Raw genomic sequence first — 26473 nt, forward strand, 5'->3', positions numbered from 1 at the left:
AATGCAGGTCCTTCCGCACCCGCGGGGATGGGGACAAAGGACAGCGCCGCCGGCGGCGATCCGGGCACCAACAGCCAACCGACCAATCCGAACGTTCAGCCCGCCACGCCCGCAAGGTCGCGGGCGGCAGCTCAGGCCGCGAGAAATGCCGGGGCTGGTCACGCTCCAAATGGCCTGCCGATCGGCGCGATTGGGAGCGGCACGAGCAATGAGGATCAAACGGCCACTGGTTCGGCGTCCTCCCAAAACAGATTCCGGCCGGCAACACAGGCTCAGGGAAACAGCGGCGTTGGTTCGGTTGGTCTGGCAGGGAGAGGCTCGACCCTTTCAGACCAGCGAGCCGCACGAGCTGGAGACAAGGTGCTGGATGCCAAGGCCCAGGTCGAGCGGCGAACGACTTTGTCGCGCAAACGCGCTACGAGCCCGATAGGACCAGATTTGTAATCTGCGAGCGGATGGAGGAGCTGTTCCGAGTGCTCGATGAGGGGAGAGCGCATCAAAATGCGAAAACAACCCCATGCACAGTAGCTAAGTGCTGCTGGCGCAAGGTGTTTTGAATCCGGCGGCAACGCCCGTTTGCTTTGTCGGGCAAAACGGTGGCATGATGCCATCTTCGGGAAATCCGCTAGTCAGGATGCGGACTTAGGAACGGCTGCCGTAGGGTAGGCAAAGGCGCAAAGCGCCGTGCCCACCATGCATCCAAGCCCCGGCGATCGAAGCGGTGGGCACGCTTTCGCTTTGCCGACCCTACGGCAATGTCAGCGTAGCGCCTCCTCTTCGCACGGTCCCCCGTAGTCGGCCGGGGGCGGCGTGCTCGGCCGCTAACGTGGAATTAATCGGAAATGCTCACAATTTTAGACAGTTGTGTAAGGGTGCTGCGTACAAGGGGTCGTCGCGAGGACGGTCCAGGGGCGGTTTCCTGTTGCTCGCTCACTGGGGTCAATGCAAATGACCACGACCTTCGAAATGCAAAGCTTCGCCGAGGAACTCGACGCTGCAGCACTTGCAGCCGCCGCAGCAGCGGACGAACCCGAAATCTCCGAAGCTCCAGCCCTGATCAAACGGTCCAGCCGGAAATCGGTCCTGGCCCTGTCGGTCTGTGCCCTGGCCATCAACGGCGCGGCGGCGATCTACACATCGCCTTCCGATTTTAGTTCGCTGAATGTCGGCAGGCTGGCTGAGCTGCTTCCGCGTTTGGAGGCGTCCGAACCAAAGCCGGATCCCGTTATCGCTGCGTTGAAGGACATTCAGGCGGCCCAGCGGCAACACACCGCGTTACTGCAACAGACCAATCAGGCAACGGACCAGAACTCGGTTATGCTGCAGCAGGATTCGATGGTGCTGCTGTCGCTGCGGCAGAGCATCACGGACGAGCGGGTCGACGTGAGGAAGATCTCGTCGCAGCTGTCCACGTTGATGGCGAAGATCGATGCGCTGCAAAACACGACGACGTCGGACGTCACCTCGTCCATCCGACGAGCGCATGCGCGCTACGGACTGTCCGCCGCGATGCGCAAGCGGATGGTTCGGGAAGCAAAGCCCCTGGGTCCCGTTTCGGTCGGAGGCGCCCCGCTGACTGTGCCGGCTGCGACGGCTGCTCCGGAAAGCTGACGACCAACTTCCGGATTGACCGAGTCGAGCCGAAATTGGCCGTCAGGTCCGACAGTCCGTCACTTCGCGGCGTGGTCGATCTTGTGCTGCAGATGCCCGGTGTCGTGATCGCGACGCAACTGGCTCAGCGACGTCTCGTTCAGCTGAAGCAGGACCTCGCTGAGCTCAGTCGTATCGGGATAGCCGGCCGCAAAACCTCTTCCGTAAATCTTGCGCAACGTGCCGACCAGCGTGTTGCCGTGCTTCTTGCCGATCGCGCCATCCTTGTCGCGGTGGCGGCCATCCAGGCCGTGTTCCTTCATGGTTCGCTCCCTGTGCGGCGTCTTGAGCGCCTCGAGAGAGCCTGCTCCCAAACGAGTTGACTGGCAATGGCATGGCGCGCGGCAGTTGCGAGCTGCTTGCACCAGCGCAGGTGCCCGCGCTTCTCTCCTGCTTGTGAAGCCGCAATCGGTTGTGGTGAGCCGATCGGGCATCAGATGACAGCGGGCGATTGCTCGATTGGAGTTGCTGCGATGCGCGCTCTTATTGCCATGGGTCTGTTGCTGGCGCTGTGCACCTCCGCAAACGCCGCGCCGGTGCATCACCCCCGCGCACGCCATCCTGCGGTGGACCGGCCCCGCGCGAATGCAACTCCGCCGGCGCGCTTTGCCGTCCCTGGCTGGAGCGACGATGCAACGCTGCGCTGGCTGAACAACGCCTCGTCAAACGTCGGCCGAGGCGGATAGCCGCGGAAGCGGAGGCTGGTGATGGCTCGAATGGCGGGGCGGCTAGGCGGCCTGCTCTTCAAACGAGGTGTAGATCCGGCCGGCGGGATCAACGACCCGAACGTCCCAGCACCCGTCCTCTGTAAGCTCTTTGGCTTTCTTGAGGGCGGCGGCGAGTGACAGCCGCTTGAGACTGACGACGCCCGCCGTGTCGAAACCGTTGATTTCAAACATGCCGTTCCTCCGGTTTTGGTGAATCCTACACGTTTCCGGCGGGTTGTCAGCGGGTTTTTGGGGGCGGGCCTGGGCGAACGGCGAGCTCAGAAAATCTCGCAGCATCGGCAGGCGCAGCCTTCCGCAGGCGTGTCTTTCAATAAGCGGCGCGCCTTTCTAGGGCCGAGACGGGGCAGTCGCGGTCTTCCGCTCGAGCATGGCCATTTCAACTTGGTCAGCCAGGACCGTGAGGTGGCTTGCAAGCCGGTCGAACAATTCGCGCTTGCCTGGATCGGTTGCCAAATCGCGGATCAGGGCGCATTCGGCCGCATCTTTCCGAAGTTTCTCGATCTGGACGAGATAGTCCTTCATCGGCAATTGCTCCGTTCCCCGCAAATGGAATGGTACAGGCAATGTACGAAAGCGAACAGAAGTGATTGCCGCTTTTTCCTAGTCTACGCTTGCTTCGGCCCTTCCCAAAAGGTCCAGGCACCTCCAGCGGCCCCGGCCTCCACCCCAGAAGCCCCCACAGCCGGGGCCGTCACTGGCAATGGAGCCCGCTCGATCCCCCGTGAATCTGACCTTCTGCGCGTTCGCGATAGGGGGCGTTGAGCCTTTTGCAGCGCACGCCCGCGCCTACGGCGCGGCACTTTCAATAGGAACTGTCCCCTCGCCACCGCATTTCCGATTTGCATAGTTTTCCCGGTTGTCTCGGTCGATCTTCGAGTAGCCCAGGGGGCGTACAATGGGCACTGGTGATCACGCCGCTGTGCTGAAACAGCGTTTCGACGAGCTTGCTTCCGGGCTTTCCGAGTTAGAAAATCTGCGCTCCCGCGTGATCGCGGCTGAGCAAATGCAAAAGATGCGTAGCGCCGACCGCAAACCGGCCGCATCAATCCACCGGACTGCTAAACTCAAATCATCGTCGGCAAAATCCGATCGGCCAAAGAGGCGCCTGGCGCGGCCGCCCAGCGTCGGGCAATGACGTCGACGCCGGGCTTCCGGCAATGCCAATGCCGGCTAGACTTTGGCAACCGTCATCAGCATTCGAGCGTGGCCAAAATACTCAACTAGTGAACTACGCGGAGAAAATAGTAGCCGACGCCGCCGATGACGAGCACCGTAGGGACGGCCCAGAGTATGAATACCGGCATGTCTACCTCCTTCAGTTACCTCCGGTAGCGGGATAACTTGGCAGAGATGGTGCCGTTCCCGCCTTATAAAGGCGGGGATAATCTTCGCGTTGCACACGCGTTGCACGGCTTGAGCAGGTTGAGCTTCGAGAGATTCGGATTGGCGCGTTACGGGTGTAGCACTTGCGAAACCCATCGCTGGCAAGTCGGTCGGCCACTTCGCTGCCTTTTGAGGATTGCTCCGATAACCGATGGCGGATCGCAGCGGCGCTGATCGCAACGAGTGACGGGTTTTGCAAGAGCTCAAACCGACTTAGGCGCCGAGTGCTATGCCAGCGGAATGGTGTCGACGCGCAGACAGGGGCGGCACTGGAAAGCATGGACTGCAGGCAGATTGAGGATGGCAGGAAGCGTCGCCAAGAACGTCATCGGCCGTCCGCACTTGGAGCAGATCAGAACGGGCGGGCTGTCTTTCGCTGCGCAGACCATCGCCAAAATGCCTGAAGGGGTAGGGCACAATAGGCGGATGCTGCGGGGAGTTCATCTCGGGGCGACTACTGGGGTTTTTATCGGAATCTGGCACGCTCGTTTGCGGCGACGAGCTACCAGAGCTCTATTGCGCATGAACTAGAGCGCGAACCATGCTCGGCGTCGAAATCGCGACCGGCCGTCGTCGAATTGTACATTCCTCAGTCCGGAGACGTCGATTGCGTTTTTAGCCTCACGCCGCGCTACCTTCCGAAGTTCGCGCGCGACGAGGTCGCAGGGGGAGGTGCTTCTCAGCTCTGCTCAAGCGCAATTAGCAGGTCAGAAGTCCCCGGTCGGGTGCGCTTCTACAGCGGCAAGTACGGACCAGCGACAGAAAAGTGCGATTTTTTGAAACCCGCTGTCGCTAGACGTCAGCGCATGTCGAGATGGAACGACACTCCGCTCGGAGACCGTGTTCTCGGGCTGTGGGACTGACGCGCCAAAGCGCCCTCCGGAAGGGGATGCGGACTTTTCGCGTAGGTCTAGTGCAACACGCGGGCGGCCTCGGCGAGCCGAACCCTTTCTCTCAGCTCCTCGAGCTCCTGAAGCATTTTCAGGAGATCGGGCAGGACGTTTGCCCGCTTCAAAATTCGGGTCGTTTGTCCCATCGCTATACGCCTCCATAGCCTCCTGACGGCGAGCCACATCAAGGCGCACAGAGGCAAATTTTCCCCTGCAAGGGAATGAACAATCTTAACCAGATCAGGGTGGGATGATCGCGGAGCCTGGACAACGCGAAGCGATCCTATGCCGGGGATTGCGCGTCATCCGCGATAGGCGGACCATCGGCCTTGCCGGGCCTCATCGGCTCAGCGGTTGCCACAGCCAGCGTAGACAAAGCGCGGCTCGATATCAGACAGGCGGACATCATCAGGCCAGCGATCGGCGCTCAGCGCTACGTGATGGCCGCAGTGGCGGTAGACCACGACGCCCTGCAAGCCCATCTCGCGCATCTTGCCGAACATGATCTTCACTGCTCGGCCGTCCGCGTGCCTCCGTGATGATTGCGCCCACGCGTCGAGATAACGCGCAACCGTCGCGGGTATGTCCTTAAACTCCGCAGGAATGTTCTTCATGTTCACGCGCAATCGATTCGCCAACACGGGGCCCACACAGAGCTTTTCGGTTCGGTTGGTCTTGTCGGCTAAGCTGTCGATCCGGCCTTTGGTGAGCGCGCTGGGGCTCGAACCCAGGACCCCGTGATTAAAAGTCACGTGCTCTACCGGCTGAGCTACGCGCTCCCATGGCCGCTGATGGCTTAAAGAGATCGCCATCGTGGTCGGACATTCGAGAAGCATGTCTTGCCGCTGCGCTCAAGCTGGCGTCGCGGGGAAAAACCGGCTGTTTCCGGATCATGCTTTCGGCCCGCGCTGTGTAGGGGGATGGGGCGCTGAGGTCAATAGCTTGGGTGGTTGCCGAAAGACGCGGCAGGGGCGGGGATTTGCTCGCGGTTTCCGCCGCTTAAGGCGGAAAGCTCAACCCGAATTGGCGGGCCGTCATCCACGCCGAAGACCACGTGTCTTTTAATCACGAGGTCCAAAGGCTATCGCGGAGCCTCAATCACTGGGTTTCCCGCCGCACCTCGTTCGGCACCGGCTGCGGCGTGCCGGGGGCCGGCAGCGCGACCGGACGCAGGCCGATCAGCTCGGCGGTACGGATCGCGCTGTCGCGCCAGAACTGGAACGAGTTGATGCGGCTGAGCTCGAGGATGGCGATGGCGACCGCGGCCAGGAACGGCAGGCTTTGCAGCACCAGCACGCCGGCGAAGATGTAGATTTCGGTGATCTGGCGGTAGCTGTTGGTGGCGATCAGCACGCCCGCGCCGATCAGGAGCAGGGTGCCGATCACGGCCTCCCAGAACGCCTGGAACTCGATCGACATCCGGGACAGGCCGCCCTTGGAGGTGCGGGCAAAGGCGATGTGCTCGGTGATGAGGCCCTGCGCCACCGCGCGCGAGACCGTCCATTGCACGCTCATCGCCGCGATCATGGCGCCGAGCATCTGTCCGGGCTTGATGGCGACGCGGGCGCGGTACATCGACAGGAAGTGCGCCAGCGAGACGATGAAGGCGCCGATGATCGGCAGCGTCAGGATCTTGTCGGGAATGGCGATGTCGGCGAAGGCGACGATCGGCACCCAGACGAGGTTGAGCAGCGCCACGACCACGCCGAGGCTTTCCGCGCCGAGCCAGTTCAGCCAGCCCAGGCCATATTCGCGCTTCTGGTCGGGCGTCAGCCGGCTCTTGCCGGGCAGGAAATAGCGCCAGTGCTTCTTGACGATCTGGAGGCCGCCATAGGCCCAGCGGTGACGCTGCTTCTTGAAGGCCTCGTAGGTGTCGGGCAGGAGGCCCTGGCCGTAGCGGTGATTGGTGTAGTGGGTGGTCCAGCCGAGTTCCTGGATCGCAAGGCCGAGATCTGAATCCTCGCAGATCGTGTCGGACGACCAGCCTCCGGCCATGTCCATCGCCGCGCGACGGATCAGGCACATCGTGCCGTGCACGATGATGGCGTTGGCCTCGTTGCGCTGGACCATGCCGATGTCGAAGAAGCCGGCATATTCGCCGTTCATGATGTAGTGCATGATCGACAGATCGCCGTCGCGATGCTCCTGCGGCGCCTGCACGAGGCCGACACGCGCATCGGCGAAGGCAGGCACGAGGTCCTTCAGCCAGTCGGGATCGACGGCATAGTCGGCGTCGAGGATGCCGATGATCTCGGCATCGGCGGCGGTGCGCTCCATCGCAATCCGAAGAGCGCCGGCCTTGAAGCCCTGCACCTTCTCGGCGTTGATGAACTTGAAGCGTTCACCGAGCGCGCGGCAATGGTCCTGGATCGGCTGCCAGAACGCGGGATCCGGCGTGTTGTTGATGATGACCACGCATTCGTAGTTCGGATAGTTCAGCCGCGACAGCGCATCCAGCGTCTGCTTGAGCATCTCGACCGGCTCGAAATAAGCGGGGATGTGGATCGAGACCTTTGGGCAGTAATTCTCGGGAACGTTCTCGACCGGCTTGCCCTTGCTGAGCAGCCGCTGCGGCGACCGGCCGAAGGCGACGGCTGCGATCTCGTCGATGCGCGCCATCGCAATGAGGACGAGGGGCACAAGCAGGATCATGCCGAGCGTGAGCGCGAAGGCCGAGCCGATGATGAAGTAATGGCTGTTCCAGAACGCGAACACGGTCGCGGCCCAGGCGCCGACGCCGTTGGCGGTCGCCGACAGCAGGAAGGCCTGCTTCGCGGTCGGCTTTTCAATCCGCAGGATCGGCAGCGACAGCAGGATGCCGACCAGGAGCGCGATGCCCATCAGCTTCCAATAGTCGGGGTTCTCGACCGGACCGGTCCAGGCGAATTTCGGCTCGCGGCTGGCGTTGAGGATGCCCCAGTAAGGACCGACGCCGCCTTCGAAGAATTTCCAGGGCTGATCGATGGCCTCGACGATGTTGTATTCCATGCCGATGGCTTCGGCGCGGCTGACGAAATTGCGCAGGATCAGGGCTTGCTGGAACGGACCCGGATCGGCGTTGCGCAAATTGTAGCCCTGGCTCGGCCAGCCGAACTCGGCGATCACGATGCGCTTGCCGGGGAACAGGTTGCGCAAGAGATTGTAGCGGTCGACGGCCTGGTCGACCGCCTGGTCGGAGCGGAAGTTTTCCCAATAGGGCAGCACGTGCGCGGCGATGAAATCGACGCTGGAGCCGAGGTCGGGATTGTCGCGCCAGATGTTCCAGATCTCGCCGGTGGTGACGGGCACGCGGACCGAGCCCTTCACCTTCTTGATCATGTCGATGAGGTCTTCGACCTTCTGCTCGCCGCGGTAGATCACCTCGTTGCCGACGACGACGCCGACGACGTTGCTGTTCTTGCGGGCGAGCTCGATGGCGGCCTTGATCTCGCGCTCGTTGCGATCCATGTCCTTGTCGATCCAGGCGCCGACGGTGACCTTGAGGCCGAACTCGGCCGCGATCGGCGGCACCAGTTCCACGCCGCCGGTGGACGAATAGAGGCGGATCGCGCGCGTCATGGTCGACAGCGTCTTCAGGTCGGCGCGGATTTTCTCGACGGTCGGGATGTTGTCGATGTCGGGGTGGGCCGAGCCCTCGAACGGCGCGTAGGAGACGCTGGGCAACAGGCCCTTGAAGTCGGGCGCGGGTTCCTTGTCGCGCAAGACTCCCCATAGCCCTGCGTGAAGCGCAGACACGAGCAACAAAACGGCGGCGACAACGCGCATCGCGGCTAAACCAAAAGGGGCTGAGGGGGCAGGGAAGCGGATCCGCCCCCGAGATCCGACCAAGTCCGCGGCAAAGGGAGCATATCTCCGTCGCACGGTTTCACAACTGTCATGGCCTCATGTCCTTATGAGGGCATGGCCTTTTTCGAACGACGCGCGGCGGTGCCAACCGCGTCTATGGCCGATCGTTTCTGAACGACAGCTGAAACGATCGCGGCTATTTCTGGGGCGCCGGCGTCGGGCTTGCCGCGGGCGATGGGCTGGCGGCCGGCTGCGGCTGCGCATTGTTGGCCGCGGGAGCGGCCGGCTGTGCCGCTGCGGCCGCCGCCTGCTGCGGCTGGGCCGCCGGGTTGATCCAGCAGGCATGCACGCGGCTGTCCAGGGTCTCGGCGACCTTGGGATCGATCTGGCCGCCGAACCGGGTCAGGCAGCGGAAGGCCGCCTGGATGTGGCCGCCGGGGCAGCCGAAGCGGTCATAGAGGTCGAGATGGCGGAACGCGGTATCGAGGTCATCCCGCCACATCAGCCGCACCACGCGCCGGCCGAGCCAGACGCATTCGGGATTGCCGGCCGGGCCGCTGATGACCTGGGCCGCTTCGGCGAATTCGTCGGTGCGGCGCTGGTTCTGGGCCGCATCCTTGGCGGCGTCGGCGGGCTGGGCGGCGGCCTTGCCCTGGTCCGGCGCGGGCGTGCCGCTCTGGGCGGAAGCGCCACCGAGACCGGCGAGAACGAGAAGGCAGGAGACGGCCAAGGTGGCGGCGAACTGCCGCAGGACCGCATTTCGTGACTCGAACACCCGTTGCCGCATGAATTCCCCAATGTATCCGCTGGCCGTCCGCGTCAGGATCCCGCGGACGCGCCGGTGATGGCGTCCAAATGGGTCTCCAATGCGGCGGAAAAGTCTTTCCGAGTCCATGACCTGTATTTGGAATTTTGTCCAGCAAAGTCACGATGCTAGGCCCCGGTCGAACAGCCGCAGCCCCATTCCTTAAGGGCAGGCGCGGATCCTTGAGAGTGGATCGGCATTTGGACACCCGCTTGGGCACCCTCTTTGGACACCCCCTTGGCAGACGGCGTGCAAGCAGGTAATCGACGGACCCTTCGCGGAGGACGGAACCGATTTCACTTCGTACGCCACTGGCGCTTCTGCTCGTTTCACTGGGTGCGATTGCTGCCGTGTGGTGGTGGTTGGCGACGCCGATCACGCTCGCGCGCGCCCCGATCGATCCCGCCGAGAAGGTCCAATGCGTCTCCTACGCGCCGTTCCGCGGCGAGCAGACGCCGCTGAACGCGTGGACCCATATCGAGGCCGAGCAGATCGAGCAGGACCTGCGCCAGCTCAAGGAAATCACCGACTGCGTCCGCACCTATTCGTTGGAGAACGGGCTCGACCAGGTGCCGGCGATCGCCGCCAAGGTCGGCGGGCTGAAAGTGCTGCAGGGCATCTGGCTCTCCAGCAACCGAGCCAAGAATTTTGAGCAGGCCGCGCTCGCCATTCGTCTCACCAAGGAATTCCCCGCGATCATCACCGCCGTCATCGTCGGCAACGAGGTGCTGCTGCGCGGCGAGATGACGACGGCGGACCTCGTCTCGATCATCCGCCTGGTGAAGACGCAGGTCAGCGTGCCCGTCACCTATGCCGACGTCTGGGAATTCTGGCTGAAGAACCGCGAGGTCTATGACGCCGTCGACTTCGTCACCATTCACATCCTGCCCTATTGGGAGGATATGCCGGTGAAGGCGAAGTTCGCCTCCGCCCATGTCGAGGCGATCCGCGAGCGCATGGCGGTGGCGTTTCCGGGCAAGGAAATCCTGATCGGCGAGACCGGCTGGCCGAGCGAGGGGCGCATGCGCGACGGCGCGCTGCCCTCACGCACCAACCAGGCGCGGGTGGTCTCGGAAATCCTGGCTCTGGCGAAGGCGCAGAAGTTTCGCGTCAATCTGATCGAGTCCTACGACCAGCCGTGGAAGCGCAAGCTGGAAGGCACCGTCGGCGGCTATTGGGGCCTGTACGACTCGGTGCGCCGCAGCTTGAAATATCCGCCGGGCGAGCCGATCAGCAATTTCCCGTACTGGAAATGGTACATGGGCGCCGGCATGGGCCTTTCCGTGCTGGTGTTCGCGGTTGCGCTCATCACGTTGCGCCGGCGGCCGTGGACGCCGCGCTTCTCGGCCTGGCTCGGCGTCGCCATCTCGGCGACGACGGCGGGCAGCCTGCTCGGGATCGGCGCCGACAAGCTTTATTATGAGAGCTACGGCATCGGCGGCTGGCTGCTCTGGGGCGCGCTGCTCGCGGGCGGTATCCTGTCGCCGATCTTCTGCGCGCAGGCGATGGTGATCGGCCGCAGCCTTCCGACCTTTCTCGATCTGCTCGGTCCGCGCGAGGGCCGAAAATGGTCGAAGCTCACCGCGGTGCTCGGCCTGACGCTCGCGGTGACGGCCGTGATCGCGGCCGCGACTGCGCTCGGTTTCGTTTTCGACCCGCGCTACAAGGATTTTCCCTACGCCGCTCTGACGATGGCGGTCGTGCCGTTCGCGCTGTTGATGCTGAACCGGCCGCAGATCGGCCAGCGTCCGATCGCGGAATCGGTGTTCGCGGGCGTGCTGGCGCTGTCGGCGGTGTTCGTGCTCTTCAACGAAGGCCGCGACAATTGGCAGTCGCTGTGGACCTGCACGATCTATCTGTTGTTCGCGCTCACGCTGTGGCGGGCGCGGGCCGAGCAAACCCAAGAATGAACAGGCCGATCGCCAGGCCCGACAGCACGACATTGTAGAGCACGATGCCGAGGCCGGCGGCGATGATGCCGACGGTGAGCAGCACGATCGACGGCCGCATCAGGTTCAGCGTCGCAACCACCAGCGCGACGATGCCGAACACCGAATTCTTGAACAGCACCGTCGAGACCGACCGCGCCTTGCAGATCATCGTCTGAAGCCCGGCGTCGCAGGTGAGAGCGACCTGCGACAGCTCGATCGCAAGGTAGCGCAGATAGAGCGCATAGCCGACGGACGCGAAACCGACGACGATCAGGAACTGCACCTGGTAGGGCGAGAGGCGGAAGGGCTTTTTTGTCATGGCGGCAATATGGTCGTGATGGCGCGGGCAGGCAACAGGGCAGGGGATGTTTCTGTTGATCCGGCTCGCCCACGACGTGCGCGAGGGGCCGTCAAAGCCGGCTTTGCGTCGCCCGATTCTGGTCCGCGAGCCGTCGCTCGTATTTCTCAGCCAATGCAAGCAGGCGTTTTCTGATGTAGGGGTCCGCCTGCTCGGCCAGCTCGCGGATCAACGCGAGTTGCTCCCGCAGAAACTTCGCGTCCGTCATCTCCGCTCCGAATCAAAATCCGTCGCGGATACTGCCGCCTTACGCGGACCTCTTCCCTATCATTTGGTATGTTTGCCTATTTCAATCCCAGCCGGCGCTCGACCCAGCCAAGAACGAACAGCACGAGCAGCGTGACGGCGATCGCTGCGGCGACCAGCAGCCAGGCTCCGAGCGCGCAGGCAATCCCGAGGCCCGCCGCAATCCAGACGGTTGCCGCGGTCGTGAGGCCGTGCACGGTCTTCGCCTTGGCGTCGTGCAGGATGACGCCCGCGCCGATGAAGCCGACACCGGTCAGCACGCCGGCAACGACGCCCTGAATGACCCGGGAGATCGCATCGGGGTGGTCACGCAGATTCTGGAACTCGATCACGGAGATCGAGACCAGCGCGGAGCCCAGAGCGACAAGCGCCAGGGTGCGCATTCCGACCGGCTTGTCGTTCATGTCGCGGTCGATGCCGATCAGCAGCCCTGTTCCCGCCGCGACGAGAAGCCTCAGCACATCATCCAGTTCGTTCATCGAAGCTCGTGCGTTTCGGGAGACGGACGCTTGGCGTGCGCCCGGCAGATCGGGACTAAACGCCAACTTGGTGAGAAAGAGCCGCTGAGATCCAAGCGTCCGATGGTCGCATGCCCGCGCAACTCTGAGCGATCATCGGCGATCAGGCAGCGCGAGCCGCCGTTCGACAAGGCGATGGCGCCGACCAGCCTGGTCGACGCCATCTGCCAGAGTAGAACGCGACCGCGCACCATCACTTCTTGCTGGTGTTCGAGCCCGTGGTGGTCTGCATCTTCTGTCCCGGCGCGCTCTCCGAGTGGCCCGGTCCCTTGGTGGTATTGGTCTGGTGACCAGGGGCGTATTCGGACGCGCCGGGTCCTGTCGAAGGCTTCTTTGTGTTGTGCATTTGCTGACCCGGCGCGTTGCTCGAGGCGCCCGGCGATTTCGTCGTTTGCGCAAGCGCCGGAGATGCCGCCAGAAGCGCGGCCGTTGCGATGATCAATGTCTTCACGTGGGTTTCTCCCGAGGTCATGGAGGCGGGCGCGCGTGATTTCTCACATCGGCCGCTCCGGTTCACGACCGGGACAACTTGGCAATTGACGGGTGGTTTCTCTTCTCGGACCGAAATTTAGGTTCATCGGCGCGCGCAAAAACACGCCGGCATTCACCGCCCGTTCAGGCGCAATGTTTATCGCCTGAAGAACGACGACAGCGTCGATCCCGCGGACGCAGACGCGGTCTCCGGCTTCGCCGGCGCGGGCTGCGCCGCAGGCGGGGGCGCGGGCTCTTCGCGCTTCGACGAGCGCTTGGAGGAGTAGCTGCGGCGGCGCTGCGGCTTCTCGGGCTTTGCACTCGGCGCGGGCGCGGTTTCGGCTTGCGGGACCGCGTCCTGGTTCTTCTCGGAGTTCTTCTCTTGAACTCTGTCCTGGGACTTCTCTTGTCCCTTCTCCGATCCGCCGCGCATCGAGAGGCGCTGGCCGTCGAAGACGGTGGTCTCGCAGTGACGATCGTTCTCCGCGAGGCTCGCGCAGAATTTTGCGGCGGCGGCGGCGTTGACCAGCGGACCGGCACCCAGGCGAAGCTGCATGCCGAGGCCGGTGTTGCCTTCCTTGATCATGATGATCGGTCGCAGTGCTGCGATTTCCGGATTGGTTTTGCTCAGGCCGCGCCAGAGCGCGCGCAGGCCGTCGATCGAATTGGCGCCGCCGAGGTCGATCGCGAAACGCGTCTGCTGGACCGCGATGGCGGGGGATTCGTTCTCGGCTGCCTCAGGTGCCTTCGCGGCTGTCGCGACGACTTCGGTCGGGGCGGGCGCCGGCTCGACTTTCTTCTCGGCGGCCTTCTCGTTTGTCTCGGGCTGAATCAATTTCGACGCGGCTGGATCGGGCGGCGCCATGATCGACTTGGACGGCACCAGCGGTATGGTCGGCAGCGCCGAAGTCGCTGCCAGCGGCTGCTGCACGAGCGAGGCGGCGGCGGCAGTCTGCGGTGGCAGGCTCGACGGCTCCTTTGCAACTTCCTTGAGAGTATCCTTGACCGTGACCGTATCCTTGGGCGTGTCCTTGGGCGTGTCCTTGGCGGCCTCGGTGCGGGGCTTGTCGCCGGCGGAGGCGGGGGTCGAAGCGACCGGCGCGACGCTGGGCGCCGTCGGCGTGGCATCCTGCGGCTTGCCGGGCTGCGGTGGTGCGGTGGGTTGCTTGGCGATGGCGCCGGTGACGGAATCGAGCCCTTGCTCGACCACGGTGACACGGGAATAGAGCCGGTCGCGATCCGTGTTCAGCGTCTCGATGGCGGCCGCAAGCCGGCGGGCCTCGTTCTGGCTCTCCTTGGCCAGCGCCTGGAGCCGCTCTGCCTGGCGCGCGAGATCGGCGGACGCAACCTGGTCGCGCCGCCAGCCGAGTTGGGCCTGATTGGCCATCACCGCGATGACGACGGCGCCTACGGCTGCCACACCCCAGGAGCCCAGCCGCCACATCATGCGGCGGTCGAACGCGCTTTCCTCGGCCACAAGTCCGGAGAACAGCCCGCCGGTCTCCTTGGTGCCGAAGGCATCCGCCAGTGGGTCGGAATCCTTTGCCATGAACGTTAAGTGCCCAGCCCTGCCCGGCTTCCCCGAATCAATCAGGGAACATTAACAGGAAAAGCGTGTCGCACTTGAATTCCGGGCGTTTGCGGGGGTAGCAAGGCAAGAGCTTTTGCGGGTGGCTGCCCGCCCGTCGCGCCAATTGATTCGGCCGTATCTGACAGGATTTCGATGACCGCCCGTTCCAGCCTCACGATCGTGCTCGCCGCCGGCGAAGGCACGCGCATGCGATCGAGCCTGCCGAAAGTGCTGCATCCGGTAGCCCACCAGACCTTGCTCGCTCACGTGCTCGCCGCGGCACCCCAGGGAACCGGCACCTCGCTCGCGGTCGTGATTGGCCCCGATCACCAGGCGGTCGCGGACGAGGCAAAGCGCATCCGGCCCGACGCGCTCATCTTCGTGCAGGCCGAGCGGCTCGGCACCGCGCATGCGGTGCTGGCGGCGCGCGAGGCGATCGGGCGCGGCGTTGATGATCTCTTGATCGCCTTCGGCGACACGCCGCTGATCTCGGCCGAGACCTTTGCGCGGCTGCGCGCGCCGCTCGCGAAGGGCGCCGCGATTGCCGCGCTCGGCTTTCGCGCCGCCGATCCCACCGGCTATGGCCGCTTCATCGTCGAGGGCGAACGCCTGGTCGCGATCCGCGAGCAGGCCGATGCCAGCGCAGAGGAGCGCAAGATCGATCTGTGCAATGCCGGCGTGATGGCAATCGACGGGCGCCGGGCGCTCGAAATCCTCGGGCAAATCGGCAATGCGAATTCAAAGGGCGAGTATTATCTGACCGACGCGGTCGAAATCGTCCGCAAGCAGGGATGGGAGTCCGTGGTGATCGAGACCAGCGAGGATGAAGTGCGCGGCATCAACACCAAGGCGCAGCTTGCGGAAGCCGAAGCCGTGATGCAGGCGCGCTTGCGGAAAGCGGCGATGGAGGCCGGCGTCACGCTGATCGCGCCCGAGACCGTTTATCTGTCCGCCGACACATTGTTCGGCAAGGACGTGATGATCGAGCCTTTCGTGGTGATCGGCCCCGGCGTGTCGATCGCCGACGGCACCGTGATCCACTCGTTCTCGCACATCGTGCAGACCACGCTTGGCAAGAACGTTTCGATCGGCCCCTATGCGCGCTTGAGGCCCGGCACCTCGCTCGGCGACGGCGCGCGGATCGGCAATTTCGTGGAGACCAAGGCGGCGACGCTGGAGGCCGGCGTCAAGGTCAATCATCTCTCCTACATCGGTGACGCCACCGTCGGCGCCAATTCCAACATCGGCGCCGGCACCATCACCTGCAACTACGATGGCTTCAAGAAACACAAGACAATCATCGGGCAGGGCGCCTTCGTCGGCACCAATTCCTCGCTGGTCGCCCCGGTCAAAATCGGCAATGGCGCCTATATCGGCTCGGGCTCGGTGATCACCCGCGACGTGCCTGACGATGCGATGGCACTGGAGCGCAACCAGCAGACCATCCGCGAAGGCGGCGCTGCGCGTTATCGCGAGCTGAAGACGGGCGGCAAGAAACCGGAGAAATAGGCACTATTCTGTTGTGTCGCAGCACACTCCGCCCTCATCCTGAGGGCCCACTGGAAGCGGGCGTCTCGAAGGAGGGCCGCGGGCGAGATGCGGGGGCTTCATGGCTCGAGACGCGCTTTGCGCTCCTCACCATGAGGGTCTTCGTCCGTAGGCGCTATTCGTCGTCGGCGAATTCGGAGAAGATCGCGCGGGTCAGGCGCCAGCCACGCGGCTTGGCGCGTTTGGCCGGCTCGCCCTCCGGATGCTTCAGGAAGACCGGCTTGCTTTCCTTGCCGCGCTGGGGCGGCGGCCAATGCGCCAAATGCGTGCCCGTGGTCTCGCTGGCACGCAAGTACATCGATGACAGACCTTTGCGGTCGGACGAGCCTTTCATGGCTTTGCTCTCCTGCACCGGAATCGTTGGTCAAACATATTGACAACAAGTTAACGTGCGCTGTCTAAGGCCGGCCAATTCGACGCAGGCGAAGCTCAGGTTGCGGTCCATGCTGTCTCAATCCGCAATAATTATTGAGTATATGGTTCCCTGGGATTTTCGCTAAAAACCGGGCGCGTCGTTTAGGCGATTTTTCGACGATTTGGGGGATAGTGATCCGCATGTGCGGGATTGTCGGCATTCTCGGGCGCGAGCCGGTTGCAGAGCAGCTGGTGGATTCGCTCAAACGTCTTGAATATCGCGGCTATGACTCGGCGGGCGTCGCCACGCTCGAAGGCAAGCACCTCGAGCGCCGTCGCGCCGAGGGCAAGCTGAAGAACCTGGAGAAGCGGCTGGAAGCCGAGCCGCTCCAGGGCACCACCGGCATCGGCCATACCCGCTGGGCCACCCACGGCAAGCCCACCGTCAACAACGCCCATCCGCACGCGACCGAGCGCGTCGCCGTGGTCCACAACGGCATCATCGAGAATTTCCGCGAGCTGCGCGAGGAGCTCGAGAAGAAGGGCACGGTGTTCCACACCGAGACCGACACCGAGATCGTGCTGCACCTGGTCGACGATTTGCTCACGCGCGGCAACAAGCCGGTCGAAGCCGTCAAGCTGGCGCTGGGGCGACTCCGCGGCGCCTTCGCGCTCGGCTTCATCTTCGCCGGCGACGGCGACCTGATGATCGGCGCCCGCAACGGGCCGCCGCTGGCGATCGGCTATGGCGACGGCGAGATGTATCTCGGCTCGGACGCTATCGCGCTCGGCCCGTTCACCGACACGATCAGCTATCTCGAAGATGGCGACTGGGTCGTGTTGACGCGCAAGAGCGCGTCGATTTTCGACAAGGACGGCAATGCCGTCCAGCGCGACAAGATCAAGCATGCCGCCTCGACTTCGCTCGTCGACAAGGCGAACTATCGCCACTTCATGGCGAAGGAGATCCACGAGCAGCCGGAAGTGGTCGGCCACACGCTGGCGCGATACGTCGACATGGCAACCGAGCGTGTCGCGCTGCCGGTCAAGCTGCCGTTCGACTTCAAGAACATTCAGCGCATCAACATTACGGCGTGCGGCACCGCGAGCTATGCCGGCTACGTCGCAAAATACTGGTTCGAGCGCTTTGCGCGCGTGCCGGTCGAGGTCGATGTCGCCTCCGAATTCCGCTACCGCGAGGCGCCCTTGCGCAAGGGCGATCTCGCCATCTTCATCTCGCAGTCCGGCGAGACCGCCGACACCCTGGCGGCACTGCGCTATGCCAAGGCCGAGGGCGTGCACACGGTCGCCGTCGTCAACGTGCCGACCTCGACGATCGCGCGCGAGAGCGAGACCGTGCTGCAGACGCTCGCGGGCCCCGAGATCGGCGTCGCCTCGACCAAGGCCTTCACCTGTCAGCTCATGGTGCTCGCAAACCTCGCGATCGCGGCCGGCAAGGCGCGCGGCGAATTGTCCGACGAGGATGAGACCAAGCTGGTCCATGGCCTCGTCGAGGTCCCGCGCCTGATGGCGGATGCGCTCACCACCGAGCTGCAGATCGAAAAGCTCGCGCACAGGATCGCCAAGTCGCGCGACGTGCTCTATCTCGGCCGCGGCACCAGCTTCCCGCTTGCGCTCGAAGGCGCGCTGAAGCTGAAGGAGATCTCCTACATCCACGCCGAGGGGTATGCCGCCGGCGAGCTCAAGCACGGGCCGATCGCGCTGATCGACGAGACGATGCCTGTCGTCGTCATCGCGCCTTACGACCGGGTGTTCGAAAAGACGGTCTCCAACATGCAGGAGGTCGCCGCGCGCGGCGGCAACATCATCCTGATGACGGACGCGAAGGGTGCGGAAGAGGCGACCGTCGAGTCCCTCGTCACCATCGTCATGCCCGACATGGCGGCGGCCTTCACCCCGATGGTCTATGCCGTTCCCGTGCAGCTGCTCGCCTATCACACGGCTGTCGTCATGGGGACCGACGTCGACCAGCCTCGCAACCTCGCGAAATCGGTGACCGTGGAATAGGCAGAAGGGATATCAGTCGGTCGCGGTCTTCCAAAACCTGCTAGAAGACCCTAGCTTGTGTGCTGCGACCGACCTGGAACCCGAATGACCCCCCGCGACGACGCGCCTGCGCCTCTTGATCCTCTCCCGGAACCGCATACCGGCCTGATGGGCCGCTTCCGCAACTATTTTCTGACTGGCCTCGTGGTGACGGGCCCAATCGCCATCACCCTGTATCTGGTCTGGTGGTTCGTGACCTGGGTCGACGGCGTGGTGCGGCCGTTCGTGCCGCTGGCCTACCGGCCCGAAACCTATTTGCCGTACGTCATTCCCGGCTGGGGATTGGTCGTCGCATTTTTCACGCTGACGCTGGTCGGATTCCTCGCCGCCAACCTGATCGGCCGGACGCTGGTCGATGTCGGCGAGACCTTCCTCGGCCGGATCCCGGCCGTGCGCGCCATCTATCGCGGCCTGAAGCAGGTGTTCGAGACGCTGTTCTCGGGCAAGGGCTCGAGCTTCCGCAAAGTCGGGCTGGTCGAGTTTCCCTCGCCAGGCATGTGGTCGATCGTGCTGATCTCGCAATCGCCGAATGAAGAGGTCGCGCGCAGCCTGCCGGGGCAGGAGGAGCATGTCTCCGTGTTCCTGCCGTGCTCGCCGAACCCGACCACCGGATTCTTCTTCTACGTGCCCAAGAGCAAGATCGTCGAAGTCGACATGAGCACCGAAGACGCCGCGACCTTGATCATGTCGGCCGGCGTGGTGCAGCCGGGCTCGGCACCCGATCCGAAAAAGGCCGCCGCGCTCGCGGGCATGGCGAATGCCGCGCGCATCGCCAACGCCTCGGCGCTTCGGCCCGAGCCTGCGAAGGTGGAGTAGGGCCATTCCCTTGCGGGATGGCCGCAGTCACGCGCGCGTTCGCATCCTCTGATATCCTCCGGTTCACCTGAGCGCCTCGCTCGGAATTCGATCCGGAGTACATGATGTCCAAGACCATTGCGATCCTCGCGCCCGGCGCCATGGGCAGCGCCGTCGCCCGCCGCCTCAGTGAGCACGGCGCGCGCGTGCTGACGTCTTTGGAAGGGCGGAGCGAGGCGACGCGGAAACGCGCGGCGGATGCCGGCATGGTCGGCGCCGATGACAATCAAATTGCGAGCGCCGACATCATCCTCTCGATCGTGCCGCCGGGCGAAGCCGTCGCGCTGGCTGAGCGGCTGGCCGCGCTGATCGTCAGGCGCGAGAAGAAGCCGGTCGTCGTCGATTGCAATGCGGTCAACGTCGACACGGTGCAAAGGATCGAGGAGATCATCGGCTCGGCGCAGGCGCCGTTCGTCGATGGCGGCATCATCGGCTTTCCGCCGCAGCCCGGCGGCAAGAGCCCGGCCTTCTACATGTCCGGCGAATACGCCAAGGAGGTCGCGGTGCTGAAGGATTTCGGCCTCGACGTGCGCATCGTCGAGGGCCCGGTCGGCGCCGCGTCGGCTTTGAAAATGTCCTATGCCGGCATCGTCAAGGGCCTCGCCGGCATCGGCTCGGCGATGGTGGTCGCGGCGACGAAAGCGGGCGCTGCGGACGCATTGCGTGACGAACTGGCGCTGAGCCAGCCCGCGATCCTGGCGCGGCTCGAGGTCGCGCTGCCGGACATGATCCCGAAAGCGTATCGCTGGGTCGCGGAGATGCGGGAGATTTCCGGATTCCTCGGCCCGGATCATCCGGCCAGCCAGATCTATGAGGGCTTTGCGAGATGGTTCGAGCATCTCGCCGAGGATGCAAATGGTGAGGCGGCGGATGCCGCGCTGATGAAGGCGTTCGCTGCGGGGATCACACAGAAGAAAGCCTAGTCGCTCCCGCGAGCCGGTTTGCTTCAGATGTAAAGGTCTCTCTCCACACGAGGGGGAGTCTCCGCGAGTCCCTTTGCGACGATCTTTGCGGAAGCCCTCAGCCCGCGCCGATCAGCGGGATCGCCTCGTCGCGCTCATACAGATACAGCAGGCACCGCAGCGCCTCGCCACGCTCGCCCTTCAGCTTTGGATCGTCCTTGAGGATGCGCAGTGCCTCGTCGCGCGCCTGGGTGATGAGCTGGCCGTGGACCTCCGAGCGCGCGATGCGGTAGCCGGGCAGGCCGCTCTGGCGCACGCCAAGCACGTCGCCTTCGCCGCGCAGCTTCAGATCCTCCTCGGCGATACGAAAGCCGTCGGTGGTCTCCCGGATCACCTTCAGCCGCGCCTTCGACATCTCGCCGAGCGGCTCGGAGTAGAGCAGCAGGCAGGTCGAGGCCTCCGAGCCGCGTCCGATCCGGCCGCGCAGCTGGTGCAGCTGGGCGAGGCCGAACCGTTCGGCGTTCTCGATCACCATGATGGTCGCCGCCGGCACATCGACGCCGACCTCGACCACGGTGGTCGCGACCAGAAGGCCGATCTCGTGGGCGGCGAACTGGCCCATCACGCGGTCCTTCTCGGCGCCCTTCATCTGGCCGTGGACGAGGCCGACGCGCTCGCCGAACCGCTTCTGCAGGCTTTCGAAACGTTTGGTCGCGTTGGTGAGGTGCTCGGTGCCTTCGGCCTCGGATTCCTCGACCAGCGGGCAGATCCAGTAGACCAGCTTGCCCGCCTGCAGCGCGCGGCCGATGCTGTCAGTGACTTCGGCGAGGCGGCTGATCGATATGGTGCGGGTTTCGATCGGCTGGCGGCCGGCCGGCTTTTCGCGCAGCTCGGAAATGTCCATGTCGCCGAAATAGGTCAGCACCAGCGTGCGCGGGATCGGCGTCGCGCTCAGCACCAGCACGTCGACGGCCTCGCCCTTGGACGTCAGCGCGAGCCGTTCGCGCACGCCAAAGCGGTGCTGCTCGTCGACGATCGCGAGGGCAAGATCGTGGAAGATCACATCGTCCTGGATCAGCGCATGGGTGCCGACCAGGAGGTCGATCTCGCCGGCTTCGAGCTGCGCGATGATCTCACGCCGCTCCTTGCCCGTTTCGCGGCCGGTGAGGATCGCAACCCGCATGCCGGCGCGCTCGGCGAGCGGGGCGATGGTCTTGATGTGCTGGCGCGCCAGGATTTCGGTGGGCGCCATCAGGGCCGCCTGCTTGCCGACCTCCGTGACGGCCGCGGCCGCGAGCAGCGCGACCACGGTCTTGCCGGAGCCGACGTCGCCCTGGAGCAGGCGCAACATGCGTACGGGCTGTTGCAGATCGCTGGCGATCGCCGCGGCCGCGTCACGCTGGGACAGCGTCAATGCATAGGGCAGGGCGTCGATGATCTTGCTGCGCAGGTGACCGTCGCCCGCGTTGCGGACGCCGGCGGGCCGGCGCAATTGCGCGCGGATCAAAGCGAGCGCGAGCTGGCCGGCCAGGAGCTCGTCAAAGGCGAGGCGCGACCAGAACGGCTGATCGGGCAGGATGTCCGTGAGCTCGACCGGCTGATGCACACGGTTGAGCGCCTCGGTGATCGCAGGAAAATTGCAGCGGCGCATCACCTCCGGACTGATCCATTCCGGCAAAGCCGGCAGCTTCTGCAGCGCCTGGGCGATCGCGCGGCGGAGCGAGCCGAGCGCCAGCCCCTCCGTCAGCGGATAGACCGGATCGATGCCGGAGAGCTTTGCGATCGCCTCCTCGTCCAGCACGCGGTCGGGATGCACCATCTGCGGGATGCCGTCGTACATCTGCAGCGTGCCGGAGACGAACCGCTTCTCCCCCATTGGCAGCAGTTTTTCGACATAGCCGGGCTTGGCGCGGAAGAAGGTCAGCACGACGTCGCCGGTGTCGTCGCTGGCATAGACCAGATAGGGTGCGCGCGCGTTGCGCGGTGGAGGCGGGCGGTGGCGGTCGACGGTGACCTCCAGCGTCACCATGGTTCCGACCGCGGCGTCGCGGATCTTCGGCCGGGCGCGGCGGTCGATGACCTGGCTCGGCAGATGCAGCAGCAGGTCGACCAGCCGCGGCGTCTCGCTGCGGCTGAGCAAATATTGCAGCAGCTTGTCCTGCTTCGGACCGACGCCGGGCAGGCTGGTCACGGGAGCAAACAGCGGATTGAGCAGGCTGGGGCGCATGGATGCGAATCTAGGATCGTTTCGGCCCGTCATGCCCGGCTTTATGCCGGGCATCCACGGCTTTTTTCGCGGCCGCACCCGGGCGGCAGGCTTGCCAAATCGAGGGCTGACACGGCCACCCCGAATGGCTATATCAGCCCCGCCCGGCACGTCCGGGCTTTCTGCGTTTGACTGGATTTGAGACATGACGGGAACGACACGATCGAGCAGCGGGCTGGACGACCGCCGCAAGCGGCTTTTGTTCCGCTGCTGGCACCGCGGCACGCGCGAGATGGACCTGATCCTCGGCCGCTTTGCGGATGCCGAGATCGGCAATCTGTCGGACGCCGAGCTGACCGAGCTCGAGACCTTGCTCGAGGTCAACGATCCCGATCTCTATGCCGCCATCACCGGCGACAAGGTGCTGCCGGCTGATGTCACCGGCGCGCTGTTTGCCCGCATCAAGGCCTATCCGATCGCGGACCGCGACGCATGAAGCAGGGAATGAAATCTCCGGCCGAGCTGCTTGCGCCCGGCCGTGTGCTGACGCTTGCCAATGTCGCGGAAGGCGCCGAAGGCCTGGTCGTCTCCGATCTCGCCCGCGCCATCGCGGCGCGGCCGAAGAAGCCGGCCGTCAGCCTTGCCGTGGTCTGCCGCGACGGTCCGCGCATGCAGCAGCTCGAACGCGCGCTGCAGTTCTTCGCGCCCGATCTGCCGGTGCTCCAGTTCCCGGCCTGGGACTGCCAGCCCTATGACCGCGTCTCGCCGCATGGCGGCATTTTGGCACAACGCCTGACCACGCTGGCGCGGCTGGCCTCGCTCACCGGCAGCGACAAGCCGCTGATCGTGCTGACCACGGTGAATGCGATCGTGCAGCGCGTGCCGGCGCGTGAACTCGTCGCGGCGCAGGCGCTGTCGGTGGCGCCCGGCAACGTCGTGCCGATGGACACCATCGTCGCCTGGCTCGAGCACAACGGTTACAACCGTTCCTCGACCGTGCGTGAGCCCGGTGAATATGCCGTGCGCGGCGGCATTCTGGATCTGTTTCCGGCCGGCCTCGATCAGCCCGTCCGCTTCGACTTCTTCGGCGACAGCCTGGAATCGATCCGCTCCTTCGACGCCGAGACCCAGCGCACGCTGCTCGACATGCGCTCGCTCGACCTCGTGCCGATCTCGGAATTCCAGCTCATCACCGACACCATCCGCCGTTTCCGCATGGGCTATGTCGCCGAGTTCGGCGCGCCCGAGCGCGACGATGCGCTGTATGAAGCCGTCAGCGAAGGCCGCCGCCATCCCGGCATGGAGCACTGGCTGCCGCTGTTCCAGGACCGGATGGACACGCTGTTCGATTATCTGCAAGGCGCGCCCCTCGCGATCGAGCCGCAGGCCGAGGACGCCATCCGCGAGCGATTCAAGCAGATCCAGGACTATTACGAGGCGCGCCGCGATGCGATGGAGCATCCCGCCGGCGGCGCCATCTACAAGCCGCTGCCGCCGGACCGGCTCTATCTGACCAGCGAGGAATGGACCAGGCGCGAGAGCGACATGCCGCTGCTGCGGCTGACACAGTTCTCGGTTCCGGCTGACGGGACCAGTGTCATCGACGCCGGTGCCCGCAAGGGCCGTGACTTCGCGCCGGAACGCAACGACACCACGGTCAACGTATTCGAGTCCGTGGTCAGCCACGTCATGGCGCTGCACGCCCAGCGCAAGAAGGTCGTGATCGCGCTCTGGAGCGAGGGATCGCGCGACCGCATGAATTCGATGCTGCGCGACCACAAGCTGGCCCACACCACCAGCGTCAACAGCTGGCGGACGGTGCAGGCCACCCCGCGCAACGAGACCATGCTGGCCGTGCTCGGCCTCGAAAGCGGTTTCGAGACCGATGAGATCGCGCTGATCAGCGAGCAGGACATCCTTGGCGATCGCCTGGTGCGGCCGCGCAAGGCCAGCCGCAAGCTCGACAATTTCATCTCGGAGATCACGAGCCTTGCCGCTGGCGACATCGTCGTCCACGTCGACCACGGCATCGGCCGTTTCATCGGCCTTCAGACCCTCGATGTCGCCGGCGCGCCGCATGACTGTCTCGAGCTGCACTATGCCGCCGAGACAAAACTGTTCCTGCCGGTCGAGAACATCGAGCTGCTGTCGCGCTACGGCTCGGACCAGACCACGGTCGAGCTCGATCGCCTCGGCGGCGGCGGCTGGCAGACCCGCAAGGCAAAACTCAAGAACCGCATCCGCGAGATCGCGGGCGAGCTGATCAAGATCGCCGCCGCGCGTCATCTGCACGAGGCGCCCAAGCTGCCGGTGCAGCAGGGCCTGTACGACGAGTTCTGCGCGCGCTTCCCGTATGACGAGACTGAGGACCAGCTAGGGGCGATCGAATCCACGCTGAAGGATCTCGAACTCGGCCGTCCCATGGACCGGCTGATCTGCGGCGACGTCGGCTTCGGCAAGACCGAGGTGGCGTTGCGCGCGGCCTTTGCCGTCGCGCTCGAAGGCAAGCAGGTCGCCGTGGTGGTGCCGACCACGCTGCTCGCGCGCCAGCACGCGAAGACTTTCACCGAGCGCTTCAAGGGCTTTCCGGTCAACGTGGCGCAGGCCTCGCGCCTGGTCGCGACCAAGGAGCTCAATCTGGTCAAGAAGGGCATCGCCGACGGTTCGGTCGACATCGTCGTCGGCACCCACGCGCTGCTCGGCAAGGCGATCAAGTTCCGCGACCTCGGCCTCGTCATCGTCGACGAGGAGCAGCATTTTGGCGTCACTCACAAGGAGCGGCTGAAGGCGCTGCGCTCCGAGGTGCACGTACTGACGCTGTCGGCAACCCCGATTCCGCGCACGCTGCAGCTGGCGCTGACCGGGGTTCGCGAGCTCTCGATCATCGCATCGCCCCCGGTTGATCGCCTCGCGGTGCGCACCTTCGTCGCTCCGCATGATCCGCTGATGATCCGCGAGGCGCTGCTGCGCGAGCGCTACCGCGGCGGCCAGGCGTTCTACGTGGTGCCGCGCATCGACGACCTCGCCGAGGTCAAGGATTTCCTCGACAAGAACGTGCCGGAGATGAAGGTCGCGGTCGCGCACGGCCAGATGCCGCCCGCCGTGATCGAGGACATCATGACGGCTTTCTACGACGGCAAGTTCGACATCCTGCTGTCCACCACGATCGTCGAGTCCGGCCTCGACATCCCCAACGCCAACACGCTGATCGTGCACCGCGCCGACATGTTCGGCCTCGCCCAGCTCTACCAGCTGCGCGGCCGCGTCGGCCGCTCCAAGCTGCGTGCGTATGCGCTGTTCACGCTGCCGGCGCAGCAGAAGATCACAGCGCAGGCCGAGCGCCGGCTCACCGTGCTGCAATCGCTGGAGACGCTGGGCGCGGGCTTCCAGCTCGCCTCGCACGACCTCGACATCCGCGGCGCCGGCAATCTGCTCGGCGAGGAGCAGTCCGGCCATATCAAGGAGGTCGGCTTCGAGCTCTACCAGTCGATGCTGGAGGAGGCGATCGTCAACCTCAAGGCCGGCGTCTCCGAGCCCGCCGCCGACCGCTGGTCGCCGTCGATCACCATCGGCATGCCCGTGCTCATTCCGGAGGATTATGTCGGCGATCTCTCGGTGCGGCTGTCGCTGTACCGGCGGCTCGCCGATCTCGACACCGAGGAGGAGATCGAGAATTTTGGCGCCGAGATGCGCGATCGCTTCGGCGTGCTGCCGGACGAGGTGCGCTACCTCTTCAAGGTCGCCGCGATCAAGGCGTTCTGCCGCCGCGCCAATGTCGGCAAGATCGATGCCGGCCCGAAGGGCGCCGTCATCGCCTTCCGCGACAATTCCTTCGCCCATCCCGACCGCCTCGTGAGCTTCATCCGCAGCTACGGCCAGGCCGCCAAGGTGCGGCCCGACATGAAGGTGGTGTTCCTGCAGGATTGGGAGACGCCGGAAGAGCGTCTCGTTGGGACGACGGAGATCATGCGCCAGCTGGCGCAGCTCGCGGAAAGCAAGAAGGCGGCGTGAGGCGCTGTGATATCTGCAGAGGCGATGCGGCTTGAATCGTTGCGCGGCCTCTGGATCTGAAGACAATGACGTATGGTCACTTGCGGAATGACCGAGCAGTATCTATATCCAAATCATCGAGTTTCGGCCGAACGACTTGGCCTCGCCGCTTTCAAGCGCGCCTGACTGACGACCCTCCCTCCAGATCTCGACGA

The 26473-nt window shown here is 64.6% G+C and carries 22 protein-coding genes and 1 tRNA gene; 9 read left to right on the forward strand and 14 right to left on the reverse strand.

The features are described 5' to 3' along the window. Window positions 1–942 precede the first annotated feature (942 nt). Entirely contained in the window at window positions 943–1611 is a 669-nt protein-coding gene (locus tag XH81_RS13915; protein ID WP_028144536.1) for a hypothetical protein, read from the forward strand. A 59-nt stretch (window positions 1612–1670) separates the two neighbouring features. Here the strand turns inward: XH81_RS13915 and XH81_RS13920 are convergent, their stop codons facing one another. The 3 genes from XH81_RS13920 to XH81_RS13930 all read right to left on the reverse strand — a co-directional run bounded on the left by XH81_RS13920 (window position 1671) and on the right by XH81_RS13930 (window position 2900). Next, complete coding sequence (locus XH81_RS13920) at window positions 1671–1913, reverse strand: hypothetical protein (RefSeq protein WP_028144537.1); 243 nt, start codon at window positions 1911–1913, stop codon at window positions 1671–1673. A gap of 465 nt (window positions 1914–2378) precedes the next feature. Further along, window positions 2379–2549 carry a hypothetical protein gene (locus tag XH81_RS13925; RefSeq protein WP_162832273.1) on the reverse strand — a complete coding sequence of 57 codons (171 nt, stop codon included), beginning with the start codon at window positions 2547–2549 and terminating at the stop codon, window positions 2379–2381. A 156-nt stretch (window positions 2550–2705) separates the two neighbouring features. Beyond that, entirely contained in the window at window positions 2706–2900 is a 195-nt protein-coding gene (locus XH81_RS13930; protein WP_028144539.1) for a hypothetical protein, read from the reverse strand. Window positions 2901–3273: 373 nt separating this feature from the next. Here XH81_RS13930 and XH81_RS13935 point away from each other — a divergent pair, with 373 nt between their 5' ends. Beyond that, entirely contained in the window at window positions 3274–3513 is a 240-nt protein-coding gene (locus tag XH81_RS13935; RefSeq protein ID WP_131233202.1) for a hypothetical protein, read from the forward strand. A gap of 1485 nt (window positions 3514–4998) precedes the next feature. Here XH81_RS13935 and XH81_RS13940 read toward each other — a convergent pair. The 4 genes from XH81_RS13940 to XH81_RS13955 all read right to left on the reverse strand — a co-directional run bounded on the left by XH81_RS13940 (window position 4999) and on the right by XH81_RS13955 (window position 9224). Beyond that, complete coding sequence (locus XH81_RS13940; protein WP_131233203.1) at window positions 4999–5271, reverse strand: hypothetical protein; 273 nt, start codon at window positions 5269–5271, stop codon at window positions 4999–5001. A gap of 83 nt (window positions 5272–5354) precedes the next feature. Further along, window positions 5355–5430, reverse strand: a tRNA-Lys gene (locus XH81_RS13945). Window positions 5431–5749: 319 nt separating this feature from the next. Beyond that, complete coding sequence (locus tag XH81_RS13950; protein WP_271596253.1) at window positions 5750–8416, reverse strand: glycosyltransferase; 2667 nt, start codon at window positions 8414–8416, stop codon at window positions 5750–5752. A gap of 217 nt (window positions 8417–8633) precedes the next feature. Beyond that, the gene (locus tag XH81_RS13955; RefSeq protein ID WP_028144541.1) at window positions 8634–9224 is read right to left on the reverse strand and encodes a hypothetical protein; all 591 of its coding nucleotides are present in this window, start codon (window positions 9222–9224) and stop codon (window positions 8634–8636) included. 368 nt (window positions 9225–9592) lie between these two features. On the opposite strand from XH81_RS13955, the gene XH81_RS13960 reads away from it, so the two are divergent. Next, window positions 9593–11152 carry a glycoside hydrolase family 17 protein gene (locus XH81_RS13960; RefSeq protein WP_028144542.1) on the forward strand — a complete coding sequence of 520 codons (1560 nt, stop codon included), beginning with the start codon at window positions 9593–9595 and terminating at the stop codon, window positions 11150–11152. Here XH81_RS13960 and XH81_RS13965 read toward each other — a convergent pair. The 5 genes from XH81_RS13965 to XH81_RS13985 form a co-directional block, all read right to left on the reverse strand. Then, a complete protein-coding gene (locus XH81_RS13965; RefSeq protein WP_028144543.1) occupies window positions 11112–11492 on the reverse strand; it encodes a hypothetical protein in 381 nt (126 codons plus the stop codon). The genes XH81_RS13960 and XH81_RS13965 overlap by 41 nt on opposite strands. A gap of 91 nt (window positions 11493–11583) precedes the next feature. Beyond that, the gene (locus XH81_RS13970; protein WP_161966444.1) at window positions 11584–11739 is read right to left on the reverse strand and encodes a hypothetical protein; all 156 of its coding nucleotides are present in this window, start codon (window positions 11737–11739) and stop codon (window positions 11584–11586) included. A 76-nt stretch (window positions 11740–11815) separates the two neighbouring features. Next, window positions 11816–12256 carry an MgtC/SapB family protein gene (locus XH81_RS13975; RefSeq protein ID WP_018317958.1) on the reverse strand — a complete coding sequence of 147 codons (441 nt, stop codon included), beginning with the start codon at window positions 12254–12256 and terminating at the stop codon, window positions 11816–11818. Window positions 12257–12488: 232 nt separating this feature from the next. Continuing rightward, window positions 12489–12746 (reverse strand): hypothetical protein, encoded by a 258-nt coding sequence (locus tag XH81_RS13980; RefSeq protein WP_028144544.1) that lies wholly within the window; start codon window positions 12744–12746, stop codon window positions 12489–12491. Window positions 12747–12923: 177 nt separating this feature from the next. Continuing rightward, window positions 12924–14315, reverse strand: a complete 1392-nt coding sequence (locus XH81_RS13985) for a hypothetical protein (protein WP_028144545.1) — start codon at window positions 14313–14315, stop codon at window positions 12924–12926. 174 nt (window positions 14316–14489) lie between these two features. Here XH81_RS13985 and glmU point away from each other — a divergent pair, with 174 nt between their 5' ends. Next, entirely contained in the window at window positions 14490–15845 is a 1356-nt protein-coding gene (glmU, locus tag XH81_RS13990) for a bifunctional UDP-N-acetylglucosamine diphosphorylase/glucosamine-1-phosphate N-acetyltransferase GlmU (RefSeq protein WP_028144546.1), read from the forward strand. 154 nt (window positions 15846–15999) lie between these two features. Here glmU and XH81_RS13995 read toward each other — a convergent pair whose 3' ends face one another. Then, window positions 16000–16218, reverse strand: coding sequence for a hypothetical protein (locus tag XH81_RS13995; RefSeq protein WP_028144547.1), 219 nt, complete (start codon window positions 16216–16218; stop codon window positions 16000–16002). Window positions 16219–16439: 221 nt separating this feature from the next. Here XH81_RS13995 and glmS point away from each other — a divergent pair, with 221 nt between their 5' ends. The 3 genes from glmS (at window position 16440) to XH81_RS14010 (ending at window position 20083) form a co-directional block, all read left to right on the forward strand. Further along, window positions 16440–18266, forward strand: a complete 1827-nt coding sequence (gene glmS / locus XH81_RS14000) for a glutamine--fructose-6-phosphate transaminase (isomerizing) (protein WP_028144548.1) — start codon at window positions 16440–16442, stop codon at window positions 18264–18266. 84 nt (window positions 18267–18350) lie between these two features. Next, on the forward strand, window positions 18351–19121 hold the full coding sequence (locus tag XH81_RS14005) for a DUF502 domain-containing protein (RefSeq protein ID WP_028144549.1): 771 nt from the start codon (window positions 18351–18353) through the stop codon (window positions 19119–19121). Between the two features lie 104 nt (window positions 19122–19225). Next, window positions 19226–20083, forward strand: a complete 858-nt coding sequence (locus XH81_RS14010) for an NAD(P)-dependent oxidoreductase (protein WP_028144550.1) — start codon at window positions 19226–19228, stop codon at window positions 20081–20083. 97 nt (window positions 20084–20180) lie between these two features. Here XH81_RS14010 and recG read toward each other — a convergent pair whose 3' ends face one another. Then, entirely contained in the window at window positions 20181–22289 is a 2109-nt protein-coding gene (recG, locus tag XH81_RS14015; protein WP_028144551.1) for an ATP-dependent DNA helicase RecG, read from the reverse strand. Between the two features lie 184 nt (window positions 22290–22473). Here recG and XH81_RS14020 point away from each other — a divergent pair, with 184 nt between their 5' ends. Continuing rightward, entirely contained in the window at window positions 22474–22764 is a 291-nt protein-coding gene (locus XH81_RS14020) for an FAD assembly factor SdhE (protein ID WP_028144552.1), read from the forward strand. Further along, entirely contained in the window at window positions 22761–26279 is a 3519-nt protein-coding gene (gene mfd / locus XH81_RS14025) for a transcription-repair coupling factor (RefSeq protein ID WP_028144553.1), read from the forward strand. The genes XH81_RS14020 and mfd overlap by 4 nt, the downstream gene beginning before the upstream one ends. The last annotated feature ends 194 nt before the right edge of the window (window positions 26280–26473 follow it).

Source organism: Bradyrhizobium sp. CCBAU 25360 (assembly GCF_028128695.1).
GTDB lineage: Bacteria > Pseudomonadota > Alphaproteobacteria > Rhizobiales > Xanthobacteraceae > Bradyrhizobium > Bradyrhizobium ottawaense.